The 17,322-nt window shown below is 33.6% G+C and carries 16 protein-coding genes; 9 read left to right on the top strand and 7 right to left on the bottom strand.

Going from position 1 to position 17,322, the window contains the following annotated elements:
- Nucleotides 1-109: 109 nt before the first annotated feature.
- Entirely contained in the window at nt 110-457 is a 348-nt protein-coding gene (locus tag GM921_RS13120) for a phage holin family protein (protein WP_182923088.1), read from the bottom strand.
- A gap of 18 nt (nt 458-475) precedes the next feature.
- Here GM921_RS13120 and GM921_RS13125 point away from each other — a divergent pair, with 18 nt between their 5' ends.
- The 4 genes from GM921_RS13125 (at nt 476) to infB (ending at nt 6,097) form a co-directional block, all read left to right on the top strand.
- Complete coding sequence (locus GM921_RS13125; RefSeq protein ID WP_182923089.1) at nt 476-901, top strand: hypothetical protein; 426 nt, start codon at nt 476-478, stop codon at nt 899-901.
- A 426-nt stretch (nt 902-1,327) separates the two neighbouring features.
- Complete coding sequence (gene rimP / locus GM921_RS13130; RefSeq protein WP_182923090.1) at nt 1,328-1,792, top strand: ribosome assembly cofactor RimP; 465 nt, start codon at nt 1,328-1,330, stop codon at nt 1,790-1,792.
- A gap of 4 nt (nt 1,793-1,796) precedes the next feature.
- Entirely contained in the window at nt 1,797-3,032 is a 1,236-nt protein-coding gene (gene nusA / locus GM921_RS13135) for a transcription termination factor NusA (RefSeq protein ID WP_182923091.1), read from the top strand.
- Nucleotides 3,033-3,103: 71 nt separating this feature from the next.
- The gene (infB, locus tag GM921_RS13140; protein ID WP_182923092.1) at nt 3,104-6,097 is read left to right on the top strand and encodes a translation initiation factor IF-2; all 2,994 of its coding nucleotides are present in this window, start codon (nt 3,104-3,106) and stop codon (nt 6,095-6,097) included.
- A gap of 105 nt (nt 6,098-6,202) precedes the next feature.
- Here the strand turns inward: infB and GM921_RS13145 are convergent, their stop codons facing one another.
- Complete coding sequence (locus GM921_RS13145) at nt 6,203-7,273, bottom strand: acyltransferase family protein (RefSeq protein ID WP_182923093.1); 1,071 nt, start codon at nt 7,271-7,273, stop codon at nt 6,203-6,205.
- 80 nt (nt 7,274-7,353) lie between these two features.
- Here GM921_RS13145 and GM921_RS13150 point away from each other — a divergent pair, with 80 nt between their 5' ends.
- Nucleotides 7,354-8,250, top strand: a complete 897-nt coding sequence (locus GM921_RS13150; protein WP_182923094.1) for a glycosyltransferase — start codon at nt 7,354-7,356, stop codon at nt 8,248-8,250.
- Here the strand turns inward: GM921_RS13150 and GM921_RS13155 are convergent.
- Genes GM921_RS13155 through GM921_RS13170 form a run of 4 tightly spaced genes read right to left on the bottom strand, consistent with a single transcriptional unit; the run spans nt 8,228 to nt 12,780 of the window.
- The gene (locus GM921_RS13155; protein WP_182923095.1) at nt 8,228-9,010 is read right to left on the bottom strand and encodes a glycosyltransferase family 2 protein; all 783 of its coding nucleotides are present in this window, start codon (nt 9,008-9,010) and stop codon (nt 8,228-8,230) included. The genes GM921_RS13150 and GM921_RS13155 overlap by 23 nt on opposite strands.
- 20 nt (nt 9,011-9,030) lie before the next feature.
- Complete coding sequence (locus GM921_RS13160) at nt 9,031-9,984, bottom strand: glycosyltransferase family 2 protein (protein ID WP_182923096.1); 954 nt, start codon at nt 9,982-9,984, stop codon at nt 9,031-9,033.
- 43 nt (nt 9,985-10,027) lie between these two features.
- Nucleotides 10,028-10,954 (bottom strand): glycosyltransferase family 2 protein, encoded by a 927-nt coding sequence (locus tag GM921_RS13165; RefSeq protein ID WP_182923097.1) that lies wholly within the window; start codon nt 10,952-10,954, stop codon nt 10,028-10,030.
- Between the two features lie 5 nt (nt 10,955-10,959).
- Nucleotides 10,960-12,780 (bottom strand): ABC transporter ATP-binding protein, encoded by a 1,821-nt coding sequence (locus GM921_RS13170; RefSeq protein ID WP_182923098.1) that lies wholly within the window; start codon nt 12,778-12,780, stop codon nt 10,960-10,962.
- A 163-nt stretch (nt 12,781-12,943) separates the two neighbouring features.
- Here GM921_RS13170 and meaB point away from each other — a divergent pair, with 163 nt between their 5' ends.
- Complete coding sequence (meaB, locus tag GM921_RS13175) at nt 12,944-13,843, top strand: methylmalonyl Co-A mutase-associated GTPase MeaB (RefSeq protein WP_182923099.1); 900 nt, start codon at nt 12,944-12,946, stop codon at nt 13,841-13,843.
- Here the strand turns inward: meaB and GM921_RS13180 are convergent.
- Nucleotides 13,830-15,119 (bottom strand): aminopeptidase P family protein, encoded by a 1,290-nt coding sequence (locus GM921_RS13180; RefSeq protein ID WP_182923100.1) that lies wholly within the window; start codon nt 15,117-15,119, stop codon nt 13,830-13,832. The two genes, meaB and GM921_RS13180, sit on opposite strands and share 14 nt — an antisense overlap.
- A gap of 170 nt (nt 15,120-15,289) precedes the next feature.
- On the opposite strand from GM921_RS13180, the gene GM921_RS13185 reads away from it, so the two are divergent.
- The 3 genes from GM921_RS13185 (at nt 15,290) to GM921_RS13190 (ending at nt 17,319) form a co-directional block, all read left to right on the top strand.
- Nucleotides 15,290-16,639, top strand: a complete 1,350-nt coding sequence (locus GM921_RS13185) for an OmpA family protein (RefSeq protein WP_182923101.1) — start codon at nt 15,290-15,292, stop codon at nt 16,637-16,639.
- A gap of 70 nt (nt 16,640-16,709) precedes the next feature.
- Complete coding sequence (locus GM921_RS17570; protein ID WP_317170979.1) at nt 16,710-16,856, top strand: DUF6728 family protein; 147 nt, start codon at nt 16,710-16,712, stop codon at nt 16,854-16,856.
- 82 nt (nt 16,857-16,938) lie between these two features.
- Nucleotides 16,939-17,319 carry a RidA family protein gene (locus GM921_RS13190; protein WP_182923102.1) on the top strand — a complete coding sequence of 127 codons (381 nt, stop codon included), beginning with the start codon at nt 16,939-16,941 and terminating at the stop codon, nt 17,317-17,319.
- Nucleotides 17,320-17,322 lie beyond the last annotated feature (3 nt).

The raw sequence follows: 17,322 nt of genomic DNA on the forward strand, positions 1-17,322 counted from the left end.
GTCAGAAAGACCGAAAGTCTGGAAGACAGAAAGAAGCCACAGATTTACAGATTTTGTCATCCTGAGCGTAGTCGAAGGAAATCTGTAAATCAGTGGCTTAAATTTTTACTTATTTTTTCTCAACTCCAAAAATAGAATCCAATATCATTTTAATAACTGATACTGCTATTGCTAAAATAGCAGCGGCTAAAAAACCAGAAGTATTAAAACCTGTCATCCAGCTATCTACTAGTAAAATCATTAACACGGTAATGATAAAAGAAATTAAACCAAGCGTTAATATATTTAACGGAAAAGTGAATATTCTTAAAATTAATCCGATTGTTGCATTGGCTAAAGCAATTAAAACAGCTGCAATAATAGCGCTACCAAAACCATCAACTTGTACTCCAGGTATAATATAGGCTCCCACAAGCATGGCTAGACCCATAAGTAAAATTTCTACTATTAGTTTCATAATGTTTAATTTAGTTAAATGTTTAAATATTTAAAAGTATCAATTTGGCTTTTATGCCTTTTCTTATTTGGCTGTACAACAAATAACAAGCCATTATTAATTCATTTTTCTAAAGATAGCAGTGCAATTGTGATTACTAACATTGAACCTGCAGGTCTTTTTCAACTTAAAAATAATATAAATACAGATACGACTTACCAAAATTTAGTGTCGGTTTTACAAACACCTACTGATGACGATTCGACAAGCATGGAAGTTGAATGGCCTGGAAAATTGAGTATCATTGGCGATAGTCTATTGTTTACGCCAGCAAATCCATTTGTAAAAGGAAAATCATATCTTATTGAAACAATGTTGAATGTGCAATTTGCCAAAGGTGAAGAAATTGTAAAATCTAATGTTGGTCATGCTGTAAAAGCGCAGCAACAAATGCTCAAACGTTAAAATCGACTAGGATTTGCTAAGACTAAAAATTTACTAACTTTATTGAACGTTATTAATTTTATCTATGAATACAGTATTAATAGTCTCATTATCAATACTAATACTGTTGATTTTAAAAACATTATACGATCTCATCAAAAGTAAATTCTTGTCAATTACTGAAAAAGTGGTATTAGGTTTTGTGCTTTTTACTCTGCCAGTATTGGGTATTGGCATTTTTTATCGGTATCAACAAAATAAAATATTCTCCTTAAAAAATAAAAGAACAACGAGGATTTTCTAGATCTTATACTCCTATAATCTTAAGACCCTAATAATCTTAGTGTTCTTGGTTTTTATTTTTAGAAAATATTTCGTACATTTGCACCGTAATAGAGGAAGAAGAGGGGACAGAGTCCCCTCTTTTCTTTTACAACAAATTAGGATATGCAGGTAGAAAAAAGAGTTAAAGAGCTCGTAGAGGAAAAGATTGCGGATAGACCTGAACTGTTTTTGGTAAACATTAAAATGCTGCCAAATAACAAACTTATTATCCATGTAGATGGTGATGAGGGGATAAGTATTCAGGATTGTGCAGCAATTAGTAGGCATGTTGGTTTTCATTTAGAAGAAGAAAACACAATTGAAAAGGCCTACAATTTAGAAGTTTCATCTCCAGGTGTTGGTGAACCACTTTTACTTAATCGTCAATATCATAAAAATATTGGTAGAGAGTTGAGCGTTAAATTAGCTAATGGAGAAAAAAAAGAAGGCAAATTGCTTTCGGTTACTGATAATGCAATCTCGATAGAAGAGAAAGTTAAAGAAAAAGGTAAAAAAGCCCAATTGATAGAAACCTCAATTGAGTTTAAGAATATAGTAGAAACAAAGGTTTTAATTTCATTTAAATAGAAAAATGAGCAATATTAATTTAATCGATTCATTTCAGGAGTTTAAAGACTTCAAAAATATCGACCGCCCTACAGTAATTAGTGTACTGGAAGAGGTATTTCGCAGTATGTTGCGTAAAAAATATGGCACAGACGAAAACTGTGACGTAATTGTGAACCCAGATAACGGGGATTTGGAAATCTGGAGAACCAGAAAAGTGATGGAAGATGGGTTTTCTGAAGATGATGACCTAGAAATCGAGCTTGCTGAAGTAAAGTTATTAGATGCAGATATGGAAGTTGGTGACGACTACATTGAGCAAATCACGTTAGAAAGTTTTGGTCGCAGAGCGATTTTAGCAGCTCGTCAAACTTTGGTTTCTAAAGTTTTAGAATTAGAGAAAGACGAAATCTTCAAAAAATATAAGGATAGAGTTGGTGAGATTGTAACTGGTGAGGTTTATCAAGTTTGGAAAAAAGAGACTTTGGTATTGGATGATGAAGGCAACGAATTAATGATGCCTAAAACTGAACAAATTCCAGCAGATTATTTCAAAAAAGGAGATTCAGTTCGTGCTGTAATTTCTAAAGTTGATATGGTTAACGCAACTCCAAAAATCATTATCTCGAGAATTGCGCCAGAGTTTTTGCAACGTTTATTCGAAATTGAAGTTCCAGAAATTTTTGATGGTTTAATTACTATCAAGAAAATTGTTCGCGAACCAGGAGAACGTGCTAAAGTTGCTGTAGAATCTTACGATGATAGAATTGATCCAGTTGGTGCTTGTGTTGGTATGAAAGGTTCTCGTATCCATGGTATCGTGAGAGAATTGAAAAATGAAAATATTGATGTAATTAACTTCACCAATAACATTTCATTATACATTCAACGTGCTTTGAGCCCTGCAAAAATCACTTCTATTAAATTAAATGATGAAAATAAAACTGCTTCGGTTTATTTAAAACCAGATCAGGTTTCATTAGCGATTGGTCGTGGTGGACACAACATTAAACTGGCAGGTAAATTGACGGGTTATGAAATCGATGTTTATCGCGAAGCTGGAGAAGAAGATGAAGATGTGGATATCGAAGAATTCTCGGATGAAATTGATAGCTGGATTATTGATGAACTAAAAGCTATTGGTTGTGATACAGCGAAAAGTGTTTTAGCCTTATCAGTAGATGAATTAGTAAAACGTACCGATCTTGAAGAAGAAACCATTAAAGAGGTGATTAGTATTCTTAAATCGGAATTTGAATAAACGTTATATGCTTGAATAAATAAGAATAAACGTTACTTTTGTATATAATTTAGTAAATAACAGTATAATAGATGTCAGACGACAAAGCCATAATTTTATTTAAAGCAGTTAAAGAACTTAACGTAGGAAGCTCGACGATTATAGAGTTTCTGAGTAAGAAGGGCTTTACTGTGGAAAATAAGCCCACTACAAAACTCTCAAAAGAGATGTATGATACATTGTTAAGAGAGTTTCAGGGGGATAAAATCGTAAAGGAAGAAGCTAATCAGATAGTTATAGGTAAAATTCGTCGTGATGAACCTGAAATAGCTGAGAAGTCTCCTGAGGCGCCTAGAAAAAAGCAAGATTTTGAAAATGAAGGTATTTTAATTAAAAATCTTCATTCATATACTCCCCCAGCTGAGAAGCCAAAGGAAGAAAAACCAGTTGAAGCTAAAGTAGAGGAGCCTGTAAAAGCACCTGCTAAAGAAGTGGAAGTTGCAGCCGAAGAGGGATCTTTGCCTGGTGTTAAAATTGTTGGTAAAATAGATCTTAACGATTTAAACAGTAAAACTCGTCCTGCTAAGAAAGAAGAAGCACCTGTTGAAGTTAAAGCTGCCGAGGTAGTTAAAAAAGAAACTCCTGCAGTTGTTGAAACTCCTAAAGTAGAGGCTCCAGTTGCAGAAAAACCTGCTGAAGTTAAAGAAGAAAAAGCACCAGTAGTTGAAGCTAAGGTTGAAGAAAAACCGAAAGCACCTCAGCCTGTTGCACCAGTTGCTGAAACTCCAGCTTCTCCTGAAGACGAAGTTATTAAAGCTCGTTCGGTTAAGTTATCAGGGCCAAATATTATCGGTAAAATTGTTTTGCCAACTACTCCTGATCGTAGAAACCAACCTGTAGCTTCATCTGGAGATAGCGAAGCAGCAAAACGCAAGCGCAAACGCAAAAAAACACCTGGTGGACCAAATGCTCCTCAACAAGGACAAGGTCAGGGACAACAAAATCAAGGTCAACAAGGTACAAACCAACCTCGCCCGGCAGGTACACCTGCTCCGCATGTTGGTAACAGACCAGATTTTAGAAATAATACAAATAATACAGCTGGCGGTCGTCCAAACTTTAGAAATGCAAGACCAGGTGGCGCAGCCCCAGGCGGACCTAAAGAGGAGCCAACAGAAAAAGAAATACAAGATCAGATTAAAGCAACACTTGCTCGTTTAAGTGGCGCTGGTAAATCTGGTAAATTTGCACAACGAGCTAAACTTCGTCGTCAAAAACGTGATGATGTAGCTTTAACAGCAGAAGAAGCAGCAGCAGAAGAACAATTACAATCTAAAGTATTAAAAGTTACGGAGTTTGTTACGGCAAATGAATTAGCTAATATGATGGATGTACCGGTAACTAAAATTATTGGAACATGTATGAGTTTGGGTATGTTCGTTTCTATTAACCAACGTTTGGATGCTGAAACTTTAACAATTGTTGCGGATGAATTTGGTTACGAAATCCAGTTTGTAAAAGCGGATGAAGAAGCTGATAGTGTTATTGAAGAAGAAGATGCACCAGAAGATTTACAACCAAGAGTACCAGTGGTTACCATTATGGGTCACGTTGATCATGGTAAAACTTCATTGCTAGATTATATTCGTAAAGCGAATGTAGTAGCTGGTGAGGCAGGTGGTATTACACAACACATTGGTGCATATAAAGTAACTACCAATTCTGGCAAACAGGTAACTTTCTTAGATACTCCGGGTCACGAAGCCTTTACAGCGATGCGTGCTCGTGGTGCTAAAGTAGCAGATATTGCAATTATTGTAATTGCAGCAGATGATGCAGTGATGCCTCAAACAAAAGAAGCAATTAACCACGCACAAGCTGCGGGCGTACCATTGGTATTTGCCTTTACAAAAATTGATAAACCAGGTGCAAATTCAGATAGAGTTAAAGAACAATTATCTGTAATGAATATTTTGGTTGAAGATTGGGGTGGTAAGTTCCAGTCTCAAGAAATATCAAGCAAAAGCGGATTAAATGTAGATTTACTATTAGATAAAGTATTACTAGAGGCTGAATTATTAGAATTACAAGCTAATCCTGATAAGAGAGCAACGGGTACTGTAATTGAAGCAACTTTAGATAAAGGTCGTGGTATTGTAACTACAGTATTGGTGCAAGCTGGTACGTTAAGAGTTGGTGATCCAATTTTAGCGGGTAGTTATAGTGGTAAAGTGAAAGCTTTATTTAACGAACGCGGTCAAAAAGTTGAAGAAGCTGGACCATCTGTACCAGTACAAGTATTAGGTATGCAAGGCGCTCCAACAGCTGGAGATAAATTCAACGCAATGGAAAGCGAAGTTGAGGCAAGAGAAATTGCCAATAAACGCTTACAATTAATGCGTGAGCAAGGATTGCGTACACAGAAACACATTACATTAGATGAGATTGGTCGTCGTTTAGCGATTGGAAACTTTAAAGAGTTAAACTTAATTGTTAAAGGTGATGTGGATGGTTCAATCGAAGCACTTGCCGATTCATTATTGAAATTATCTACAGAAGAAATACAAATCAATATTATTGGTAAAGCGGTAGGTCAGATTTCAGAATCTGATGTATTGTTAGCGTCTGCTTCAGATGCGATTATCATTGGTTTCCAAGTACGTCCTTCGCCAGGTGCTCGTAAATTAGCAGAGGCTGAACAAATTGATATTCGTTTATATTCGATTATTTACGATGCTATCAACGAGATTAAGGCTGCAATGGAAGGTATGTTGGCCCCAGAATTTGAAGAGAAAATTGTGGCTAACGTAGAAATTAGAGAAACCTTTAAAATTACTAAAGTGGGTACCATTGCAGGTTGTATGGTATTAGATGGTAAAATCACTAGAAATAGCAAAATCCGTATTGTACGTGATGGTGTTGTAATTTACACTGGAGAGTTAGCTTCATTAAAACGCTTTAAAGACGATGTTAAAGAAGTATTAAAAGGTTATGAATGCGGTTTAAACATCCAAAACTTTAATAATATTGAAGTTGGAGATATTGTAGAAGCTTACGAACAAGTAGAAGTTAAGCGTAAACTATAAGTTTAAAAACTTTTAAAATATAAAGGGAGTGACATTTGTCACTCCCTTTTTTTGTGTATTGCTTTTAAGGTTTAAGGACTTAAGAAGAGGTTAAGAATTTTATACCTATTGACCGACAGCCCATTTCCATTTTTTTGATTTTCTAATATAATAAACCAATGCATAGGTTACTGAATAGATTAAAATGAAGATTAAAAACTGCATAAAAAACAAGCTCCAAGCAGTCTCGTTAGTGTATACAATTTTCAATGGGCGTAATAGCATTGGTAAAAATATAATGATTAAAATATGGTGAAGTAGATGAATGCCAAATGTCATAGATCTTGGTTTTAATCGCTCAATAGCATGAAAATTGCAAAAGCGGTATAAGAAGAGAAAGCAAGCGAATGAGTATATGATATTTGTTACCCTTAAGGTATTCAGCGCATCTGTTGATCCGATATGCATTAAGTTTAACGTTTCTGCGCAAGAAATGGCAAACGTAATTAAAACCGCAGAAAGTAGAATTGCAAAGGATTGTTTATTTATCCATTGGTTAAATTCATCAAAATACTTGTGCAAAATTACACCAAGCCATAAGTAAAAGACAAAACCAAGCAGAGCAGTTGTATGGCCTGTTGGCATCCAATCGAAATACAGATTTACGGAATAGAAAAGTGAAAGAACTGCTAAAATACCTCCAAATACCAAGCTATACATGTACTTTCTGAAAACCAGTAGTATTGTAATGCAAAGCATAAAATTTATAATGAACCAAAAACTTGTTTCGACAATTATAAAATGTATCCTATTTAATAAAAAATCTAGTGGATGACTAAACCCAGGTGCGGGAGAACCCTTATAAAAGCGGACCCCTTGATCAATAAAAAAGAGCACAATAAATATCGTAACCCAAAACAACCAAGGTTTAAAAGTTGTAGTTAGCCTTCTTCCCAGATATTGTTTAGTGGTATAATGATTAAACTTATCTCCAATTAAAAAACCAGCAAGAATAAAAAAAACTATGGTTCCAAATTTAATAAACTGTAAGGCTGTAGTTTGAATGATTTGATCATGAAAGTTGGTAAATCTCATTCCTAAAAATGGCGAACTGTGTTCCATCACAATACCAATCATAGAAATGAACCTCATCGTATCAATAAAATCGTAATTTCGCGAAATAAGTTTGTCTGTCATAGGCCGCAATTTTACGAAAATAGGGCAACTTATTTGTATATCTTTCTTGTTTCATATCGCAAAAAGTAGATTTAAACTTTATGATAAGTATTATTATTTCATCCGTTAATGAGGTTTTATTAAAAAATATTAAAATAAATGTAGCCGAAACAATTGGTGTAGAACATGAGATAATTGCTATTGATAACAGTAAAGGCGAGAAAGGAATTTGCGAAATATATAATTTAGGGGCTAAATTGGCAAAATATGATGTTTTGTGCTTTATGCATGAGGACATTAAAATTCATACTCTAAATTGGGGTGAAGTTGTGCGACATACTTTCCATGACAATAAAAAATTGGGGCTTATTGGTATTGCGGGTAGTCAGTATAAATCTTTAACTCCGTCTGGTTGGCACTGCTATGGTATTGATGCGGAAATACAATACTTTAATATTATTCAAAATTATAAGTTTTCAAAAAAAGAAAAATCTACTGAATATTCAAATCCAACAGCTGTTAAATTGGCCAAAGTGGTGTGCATTGATGGAGTATGGTTCTGTTGTACAAGAGAGGCAGTTTTATCCTATCCTTTTGATGAAAATTTACTAAAAGGATTTCATGGGTATGATTTGGACTTCGCTTTAGGAATTAACCAAAACTATGAAGTAGGCGTAACTTTTGAAGTTCTAATTGAACATTTCTCAGAAGGAAACTTTAATAAAGCTTGGCTAAGTGAAATATTAAAAGTACATGCTAAATGGAGAGAAAAGTTGCCTATTAATTTAGCTCAATTGCCTCAGAATAAAATCTTACTTGAAGAGAAGCGAGCTTTTAGAAGTATACTTAAAAGAATGTGGAACGAAGGTTTTAGCATTGCAGCTATGCACAGTCTACTTTGGGATAGTCGACGTTCTAAACTAATGACCGTTGGACTATTTGTTAAAATATATAGTCAATTAATAAAGTATGTATTTAAGAGTCGCCAGTCTTTTTAATTTGACGGTTTATTTCTTTTTTCGATTTAAGCAATCTATTTAGATAAGAGAAATAGCTTCTTCCTTCCCATTTATATTCAAAATAAAATCGCTCCATCGCAGTCATTTTTAGCTGTTCTTCTTGGTTAAAGGTTTTAAGGGTTTTGCTTTCGAGATGATCTACAATTGATGAAGTAACCAGTGCGTGATTAATGCTGTGCTTTTTTAGTGTATTCGCATAATCGTTATCGGCATACCAAAAAGTGAATTTTTCATCTAGCAGTCCCGTTTTTTTCAATATACTTCTTTTAAAGAATAAGCACCATCCTGTTATTTCTCTTCTAACTTCATAGCCAATGTAAACTCCACTATTTGGTTCTATACCTGTTATTAAAGGATGATGAATAGAGCAAAGAGGGCTAGCGCTTTGGATGCTGGAATCTTGATCAAATGCCTTGAGTATTTCTGTTGCCCATTTAGGATGAAATAACAAATCGTTGTTACAAATACATACATAAGGATTTTCGGACATGTTAATGCCAGTATTCATGTATTTATGGTACCCAAATTTCTTGTCTGAATAAACGGTATTTGTATTTGGATATTGATATGGTTTTAAATCATGATTGGATTCAATTACTATAATGTTAAAAGAAACTTCAGATGCGTCTTCCGAATCTATTAAAGATTGAATCGATTGCTCGGTCATTAGTTTTAAAGCATCAGTTTTAGCATAACTTAAAATAATAACATCTATCCAAACAGGGGTTTTAGCATTCATTTTTGAGTGATTTATTAGTTTTAAGACTTGTTAGATTTTCGTTTAACATTCAAAGCTTTAATGAACGAAGAAGAAAAAAGAGAAAAACTATTAAGTTGTTCATAATAAAACTTCCATTTCTTAAAGTCATAAAGTGAAGTATCTGCCATTAAATCTCTAAACGTTTTTCGCAGTGAATTTCTATTTTGCTTTAACAAAACCATTTTTTCTTCTGGTGAGATAAAATCTATGTCTTTAATATATTTGATAAATTTTCTCCTTAGTATAGCTTCGGCTTCGTAAATGAGGGTTGTTTTTTTTGATGCACTGTTCTGATGCACTCTTACCAACACTAAACTATCTTGGTCGTCTAAAAAACCAAACTGATAATTCTTAGCCGCGCATCTAAACCAAAAGTCCCAATCTTCTAAATAGGCCGTTCTCTCATTAAATAACCCAATTTCAGCAATAATTTTCTTGCTAAATAATGGGCTTTGAATTACAGTCTGATTATTTTGAACAAAAGCAGATAGTACATTAAATCCTTTTCCATTAAGTTTTGGTGTGCTGGCATCGTTTTTTAAATTTAAATCAGAGAATAGAATTTGGTCATTATCACTTTCGAAATATTTAGTATCCACCAAACAGATATCGATATGTTCGTTTAACTCTAAGAAATTAAGCTGATTTTCTATTTTATGAATAGAGATTAAATCATCAGCGTCTAAAAACTGAATATAATTACCTTTTGCTTTTTTTAGACCAGTATTTCTGGCTGAAGAAACGCCTTTATTATTTTGTTTGATAAAGATAAATCGATCATCTGCTACTAAAAAAGAATTTACAATTTCTTCGGTATTATCCGATGAGCCATCATCAATAATTATAGCTTCCCAATTTTTGTAGGATTGAGCAATCAAACAGTTTAGCGTTTGCGCTATCAGATGCCCATAATTATAAGTGGGAATAATAATCGAAACTATTTTGTCTTTCATCGCTTTATAAAATTAGCATTTATATAGTTTCTTGATTACAAGATTAACCTAAAATAGCTTTTAATTTATATCCCCAGGCATATCTTACAATAAAATTGATTTTACTAAGGGCCGATTTCTTTTTAATAAATAGCAATTGCGCTCTATGTTGATAGATAAAAAAAGTAAGAGAAAATGAAAAATAGGATTCCATTCTGCTACTGTACAATTCTAGTAGTTTAGTTTTAAAGGGTTGAAAGTTATTAAATTCATACTCAGTAAAGAATTTTATTCGATGATATTCTTTCTCAATTTGTAGTAATGCGTCCCTTTTTTTCGTCGAATCTCTTTTTAGTCCTAAAATGTTGGTGTTTGCGTCTGTATGCTGGCGGTATTTTACCAAACAATTGTTTATGAAACCTATTTTTCCGTGGTTACTTGCTACATAAACTAACCACCAATCATGAAAACTGCTCTTGTCAAAATCACCTATAAAATTCAATAATTCTTTTTTAAATAGTATGGCATGACCAGAAACGCAATTCTCAAGTAAAAAAACTCTAGAATCTTCTCCAGCGTAAAAATTTCTAACATCGCTTATTTTACGGTTAAGACTTATCCCTTCTTCAGTCATAAATTCAGAATCGTGATACAGCAATAGATTATCTTTAATTTCTCGTATCATTAGACTAATCTTATCCAATTCCCAACTATCATCTTGGTCAGATAAAGCAATAAAATCACCATTACATAAAGAAATAGCCTTTTCGAAATTTTTGGTATAACCTAGATTTTGCTCATTTTGATATACTTTAAAAAAAGGATAAACCGATTCATACTGTTTTAAAATTGCTACAGTTTGATCTTTAGAACCATCATCTACCACTATCACTTCTAATTCTGGGTAATCTTGTTTAACAAGCGTATCTAATTGTTCAACTAAATATTTTTCACCATTATAAGTGCAGAGTGCAATAGAAACTAAAGGCATAGGCTTTAATCGTTGAAAGTTTGCATATCAATTAGCCTTTTATAAACTCCATTATTGCCAATTAATTCATGATGATTTCCTCTTTCAACAATTTCACCTTTATCTATTACAACAATAAGGTCGGCTTGCTGAATGGTACTTAATCGATGTGCAATTACAATTGAAGTTCTATTTTGCATTAAATTATTGAGTGCTTCCTGAACTAATTTTTCTGATTCAGTATCTAGTGCAGAAGTTGCCTCATCTAATAGCATAATTGGAGGGTTTGCTAAAACTGCTCTGGCAATGCAAATTCTTTGTTTTTGTCCGCCAGACAATCTATTACCTCTATCTCCTACAAAAGATTGATAACCTTCCTCTGTATTTAAAATAAACTCATGAGCATTGGCAATTTTTGCAGCAGCGATTACTTCTTCTTCTGTCGCCTCTGGTTTTGCAAATGCGATATTATTAAAAATCGTATCATTAAATAAGAAGGATTCCTGATTTACAGTTCCCATTTGAGCTCGAATACTTTCTACAGTTAAATCTTTATAATTATGCCCATCAATTTTTATATCGCCCATCAGGGGATCATGAAAACGAGGAATTAAATCCATTAAGGTACTTTTTCCGCCACCAGATGGACCTACAAGAGCTACTGTTTTACCTTTCTCAATACTCAGATTAATATTTTTGAGTACTTGTTTATCTCCATAATTGAAAGAAACATTTTCTATATCCAATGCTTTTTTAAATTCTGGTAATATAACGGCATCTGGTTTATTTTCTAACTCTGCCTTTGTGTCTATTAAATCTAAAACACGTTCTCCTGCAGCAATTCCAGAGTGAATGCCGCTAAATGAATCTGTTAATGCCTTAATAGGTTGCATGATTTGAGAAAACGTTGCAAGGTACACCACAAATTTTGCTGAGGTAAGATCCCCACGCCCGCTCAAAATTTCTGTTCCGCCGTATAATAAAATAAATACAACTACTAAAACACCTAATGTCTGAGAAACTGGAGATGCCAATTGCTGTCTCCTTGCCATTTTACGGTTAAGGTTAGAATAGAATTTATTTTCTTCGTGAAATTTTTCTTTTACTCTAAATGTTGCATTAAAGGCTTTGATAATTTTTATTCCGCTTAAAGCTTCATCCAAAAATCCAATCATTTTAGCAAAAGATTCATGCGACTGCGTAGATTGTTGCTTTAATCTTTTTACGATTTTGCTAATGATAAATCCAGAAATTGGAATGACTAAAAGAGAAAATATCGTTAACTTAAAAGAAATTGAGACTAATACGCCAATAAAAAATAGCAATTGTACTGGCTCTTTAAAAACCACTTGCAAGGTATTGGTTACCGTAAATTGAACAACTTGTACATCAGATGCAACTTTAGAAATGATATCGCCTTTACGCTCGTTGCTAAAATAACCAACATGTAAATTCATTACATTGTTAAAAACAGCTCTTCTTAGATTTAAAAGTGTATGTACTCTCAAATCTTCCATAAATCGTTGAGAGAAATACCGGAAAAAGTTGGCTAGAAAAACAGTAGCAATAATGACGATACAGATTATCTTTAACGCAAATATTTTATCATCAGAGATAATATGCCCTATATAATTATCAAACTGGTGCATTGGATTCCATGAGTCACCGGCATCGGCAACTTTTGTTGGATCTTCGCACTTTCCAAGAAATAGGGCCTGCATTAATGGGCCTAATAACGTAAAAAGAAAAGTATTAAAAATGATGGCAAAAAGCGTTGCAATGATATAAGGTATTGCAAACTTCTCTATAGGTTTAGCAAAAGATAATAATCTAAAATAGGTTTTCATTCAAAGGGTATAAACATACAAAGCTACATATTTTGTTCTTTGTTTATTGGTTGATCATTTTACTGTACATAATATTACCAAAAACAAACTATAGCAAGCGTAGCTATATTGAATGATACATACTTAATAAAATTCTGTTTATTTGTAGTAAAGATAGTTTGCAATGAGTTCGCATCAGATATTTAAGGAAGGAATTGAACAAGGAGATTTTAGGATTTTGGCAAGAGTATTAACTTTTGTGGAGAACGATATTGAACCAGCATCAACTTTGTTAAAAGCAATTCATATTAAAAATGAAGTGCCTGTTTTAGGAATAACTGGCCCACCGGGAGCAGGTAAAAGTACTTTAGTGAATGCAATTACAAACTATTTTATTGAACAGGGTAAGAAAATAGCCATTTTGGCAGTAGATCCTACATCCCCTTTCAATTTTGGATCTTTATTGGGAGATAGAATTCGGATGGCTCAACAGTTTAATAATCCAAATGTGTTTATTCGATCTATTGCCACTCGTGGGGCTTTGGGAGGGATTTCTGTTAAAACATTGGAAATGGTAGATGTATTAAAAGCTGCCAAATTCGATTTAATTTTAGTAGAAACCGTTGGTGTCGGTCAATCTGAAGTAGAAATAGCAGGATTGGCAGATAAAACGGTTGTGGTATTGGTTCCCGAATCGGGAGATGAGATACAAAATATAAAATCTGGCTTGATGGAAATCGCTCAAGGTTTCATTGTAAATAAAGCTGATAGAGAGGGCGCAGATGCTTTTGCAAATAATCTTAAAAAATTAGTGAGTCAGCAACATCAAAATATACCGGTTTTTAAAACAGTTGCAGATAAAAATGAAGGGATAAGTGCAGTATGCAAATGGATGTTGAAGCCAATCGAGATAATTAATGAACGTAAAAAATTCTTAATGGCAGAAAAAGCACTACGAATTATTCAGCATTATCGAATGAAAGATATTGATAAAATACAATTGCGTAAAGATGTTGAAGAAGCAGTAATGCAGCTAGATTTCAACATTTATCGTTTTGCAGAAAATTGGATTAAGCATTCATAAGTTCTTCTATTTCATCTACTTCAATTGGAATATTAGCCATTAAATCCAAATTTCCATTCTTTGTGATCAAAATATCATTTTCCAATCTTACACCAAAACCTTCTTCTGGAATATAAATACCTGGTTCGCATGTTAAAATGTTTCCTTCAGCAAAAGGAGTGTATCTACTTGCAAAATCATGTACATCTATTCCTAAATGATGGGAAGTGCCATGCATAAAATATTTTTTATATGCAGGATAAGTCGAGCTTTGATTTTTCACATCCGTAGAAGAAATTAATTTAAGGTTAATCAATTGTTCTGTCATGATTTCTCCAACCTGTTCATGGTAGGTATTCCAAATCACTCCAGCAACCATTAACTTCTTTGCTTCCTTCATTACATGCAAAACAGCATTATAAACTTCCTTTTGCCTAGTAGTAAATCTGCCATTTACTGGGATAGTTCTGGTTAAATCTGCATTATAATTGGCATATTCTGCCCCAAAATCCATCAATATCAATTCACCATCCTTACATTTTTGATTGTTGTCAGTATAATGCAGTATGTTGGCATTGTTGCCAGATGCAATTATTGGGCTATATGCATGTCCCGTTGCGGTTTGTTTTATAAATTCGTGAATAATTTCGGCTTCAATTTCGTACTCCATTACATTTGGTTTCACGAATTTTAGCACTCTTTTAAATGCATCATTGGTAATATCGCAGGCTTTTTGGGTAAGTTCTACCTCTATTTTAGACTTAATTGCTCGTATTGCCCTCATTAATGGCGCAGCTCGTTCGTATTTATGCAAAGGATATTTTTCACGTAGCTCTTTAATAAATCTAATATCTCTGTAAGGTACAGAATGAGCATAACGGTCGTTCTCATTTGTATTTAAATAAATATATTCTGCATAGTGGATTATACTATGTAATATATTGTCAAAATCGTCTAACCAATAAATAGTTGCAATTCCCGAAGTTGCTCTAGCTTGGTCTTTAGTATATTTATGCCCTTCCCATACCTTAATATGGTCATTAGTCTGTCTTAAAAATAGGACTTCTCTGTATAATGGATTAGGACAGTTTGGATAAAGTAATAAAATAGATTGTTCTTGATCTATGCCAGATAAGTAAAAAAGATCGGGATTTTGCTTAAAAGGAAAGTTCTGATCGCCACTTCTCGGGAACTCATCATTAGATTGAAATATTGCTATTGCGTTGTCTGGCAATAGGTTTACAAAATTTTCTCTGTTCTTTAGAAATAGAGAATTGCTTATTTGTTTGTATTTCATAATTTTGCTATCTTTAAGTGAGATAATTTTTTCAAATGTAATAAAATGATCAGTTCTTTAGAAGTTTGGAACGGAGTTTGTATAGTGTTTTGAGATTATAAAAATTTGTTTAATTTTGTCTTACAAAAAATTATACAATTAATATTTGTTTAACCTTAAAAAAGAAAATTATGAATTATTCTACTTTAAAAAAGGGCGTTGTAGCTTCTCTAGTAGCTTTAATGGGAGTAACAACTCTTGCTAATGCTCAGGATGCTCCTGCAGCCTCGTCTTCTGCCAAAGTATTTGGTGGTAGAGCACAGTACAGAACGTGGTCATTTGGTGTCAATGGTGGTGTTTTAGCGCCAGTTGTTGTTACAGGTGGATCTAACGATTTTACTAACTGGGATGTTAACTTAGGTTATGGTATCTCATTACGCAAACAATTAGGTCATGCATTTGGCTTAGAAGGTAACATCTTCCGTGGTAAATTATCTGGAACTAATAAAGATGCTACAGGTGGTGTTAAAAACGGAACTAAAGAATTTGAAACTGATATTCAATATGCAGCTGACTTAAGAGGTGTTGTGAATGTTGCAACTGTAGATTTCTTACGTCGCGAAAATTCAGTTAATTTCTTCGTAACTGCAGGTTACGGTTTAATGGCTTATAACCCAAAAGTAACTTTAGCTAATGGTACTGTTGTTAATAACAAAGGTAAATTTGGCGAAAATCACGATAATGATTATATCAAAGAAGCTTATATTCCTGTAGGTGCTGGTATTAAATTTAAAGTGTCTGACCGCGTATCTTTCAACTTAGCTTATACAATGAATTTTGTTGATGGCGATAACGTTGATGGAGTTTACGCAGGTGGTACTTCAAAAGATAAATATTCTTATACTTCTGCTGGCTTAGAATTCTCTTTAGGTTCGAAAGCTAAACCTAACTTGGATTGGGTTAACCCAGTAGCTATGATGTATGATGAATTGAAAGATCCTACTTTACGTCAAGAAGTTGAAGCATTGAAAAATCGTGTTTCTAACGTAGAAAAATCAGTTGAAGATTTGAAAAAAGATACTGACGGTGACGGTGTTGCTGATCAATTTGACAAATGTGCTGGAACTCCAGCTGGAACTAAAGTTGACGGATCTGGATGCCCACTTCCTGTACCAACTGTAGTTACAACAACTCCAACTGAAACTTCAAGTGTAACTGGTTGGGAAACTATCCAATTTGAATTTAACAGTTCAGTGTTAAAAACTGAATCTTATCCTACTTTAGATAAATTATCTTCAGTATTGCGTGAAAACGGTGGTAAAGTAACTACTAAAGGTTATGCTTCAAGCGAAGGTACTACTGCATACAATTTGAAATTATCTAAAGACAGAGCTAATTCTGTTAAAACTTACTTAGTAAACTCTGGTGTTAATGCTAGCCAAGTAACTACTAAAGGTTTTGGTGAAGCTAATCCAATTGCTTCTAACGATACTGAAGAAGGTCGTATCCAAAATCGTCGTGTTGAGACTTCAAGAAACTAATCTTTCTTAATTCAATATAAAAAGTGCTCCGAAATTTCGGAGCACTTTTTTTTTATACCTATATTTGTGTATGTACTTCTTTAGAAAGAAAGATCCACAACGCCCAACAAATATTAATATTAAGATAATGCACATTATTAATGCGATAGCTATCTTATTATTTGTTGGCGGAATAATTTGGAAATTGATACAATGGTTTATAGTAGAAAAATCATGATGGTTTCATTTATTTTTCAAACCAAATAATAGTATGAAAAAAATCTGATAGCTTCATCACAGTTAAAAAACAATATATACAGATGAAAACAATTATTAATACCCACAATGCGCCCGCTCCAATTGGTCCTTACAGTCAAGCAGTCTTAGCTAATGGATTTCTATTTGTTTCAGGTCAAGTAGCTATTAATCCAGAAAATGGTGAGCTAAATCTGTCATCAATTCCTGAGGAAACTCATCAAGTAATGCGCAATATTAAAGCTGTATTATTAGAAGCAGAATATGAATTTGATCACGTAGTGAAAACCACTATATTTTTATCAGATATGAGCTTATTTGCTGAAGTTAATGAAGTGTATGGATCTTATTTTCAATCTCATTTTCCTGCCCGCGAAACAGTTGCAGTTAAGGGTTTACCAAAAGGTGTAAATGTAGAAATATCGGTGACAGCATTTAAAGCATAAGCT

This window comes from Pedobacter planticolens (assembly GCF_014172375.1).
In the GTDB taxonomy this organism is placed as follows: Bacteria; Bacteroidota; Bacteroidia; order Sphingobacteriales; family Sphingobacteriaceae; genus Pedobacter; species Pedobacter planticolens.

What these genes read in the sequence shown, in the direction of transcription:
- GM921_RS13120 (WP_182923088.1), bottom strand. Translation starts at nt 457, where the DNA reads ATGAAACTAATAGTAGAAATTTTACTTATGGGTCTAGCCATGCTTGTG.
- GM921_RS13125 (WP_182923089.1), top strand. Translation starts at nt 476, where the DNA reads ATGTTTAAATATTTAAAAGTATCAATTTGGCTTTTATGCCTTTTCTTA.
- rimP (WP_182923090.1), top strand. Translation starts at nt 1,328, where the DNA reads ATGCAGGTAGAAAAAAGAGTTAAAGAGCTCGTAGAGGAAAAGATTGCG.
- nusA (WP_182923091.1), top strand. Translation starts at nt 1,797, where the DNA reads ATGAGCAATATTAATTTAATCGATTCATTTCAGGAGTTTAAAGACTTC.
- infB (WP_182923092.1), top strand. Translation starts at nt 3,104, where the DNA reads ATGTCAGACGACAAAGCCATAATTTTATTTAAAGCAGTTAAAGAACTT.
- GM921_RS13145 (WP_182923093.1), bottom strand. Translation starts at nt 7,273, where the DNA reads ATGACAGACAAACTTATTTCGCGAAATTACGATTTTATTGATACGATG.
- GM921_RS13150 (WP_182923094.1), top strand. Translation starts at nt 7,354, where the DNA reads ATGATAAGTATTATTATTTCATCCGTTAATGAGGTTTTATTAAAAAAT.
- GM921_RS13155 (WP_182923095.1), bottom strand. Translation starts at nt 9,010, where the DNA reads ATGAATGCTAAAACCCCTGTTTGGATAGATGTTATTATTTTAAGTTAT.
- GM921_RS13160 (WP_182923096.1), bottom strand. Translation starts at nt 9,984, where the DNA reads ATGAAAGACAAAATAGTTTCGATTATTATTCCCACTTATAATTATGGG.
- GM921_RS13165 (WP_182923097.1), bottom strand. Translation starts at nt 10,954, where the DNA reads ATGCCTTTAGTTTCTATTGCACTCTGCACTTATAATGGTGAAAAATAT.
- GM921_RS13170 (WP_182923098.1), bottom strand. Translation starts at nt 12,780, where the DNA reads ATGAAAACCTATTTTAGATTATTATCTTTTGCTAAACCTATAGAGAAG.
- meaB (WP_182923099.1), top strand. Translation starts at nt 12,944, where the DNA reads ATGAGTTCGCATCAGATATTTAAGGAAGGAATTGAACAAGGAGATTTT.
- GM921_RS13180 (WP_182923100.1), bottom strand. Translation starts at nt 15,119, where the DNA reads ATGAAATACAAACAAATAAGCAATTCTCTATTTCTAAAGAACAGAGAA.
- GM921_RS13185 (WP_182923101.1), top strand. Translation starts at nt 15,290, where the DNA reads ATGAATTATTCTACTTTAAAAAAGGGCGTTGTAGCTTCTCTAGTAGCT.
- GM921_RS17570 (WP_317170979.1), top strand. Translation starts at nt 16,710, where the DNA reads ATGTACTTCTTTAGAAAGAAAGATCCACAACGCCCAACAAATATTAAT.
- GM921_RS13190 (WP_182923102.1), top strand. Translation starts at nt 16,939, where the DNA reads ATGAAAACAATTATTAATACCCACAATGCGCCCGCTCCAATTGGTCCT.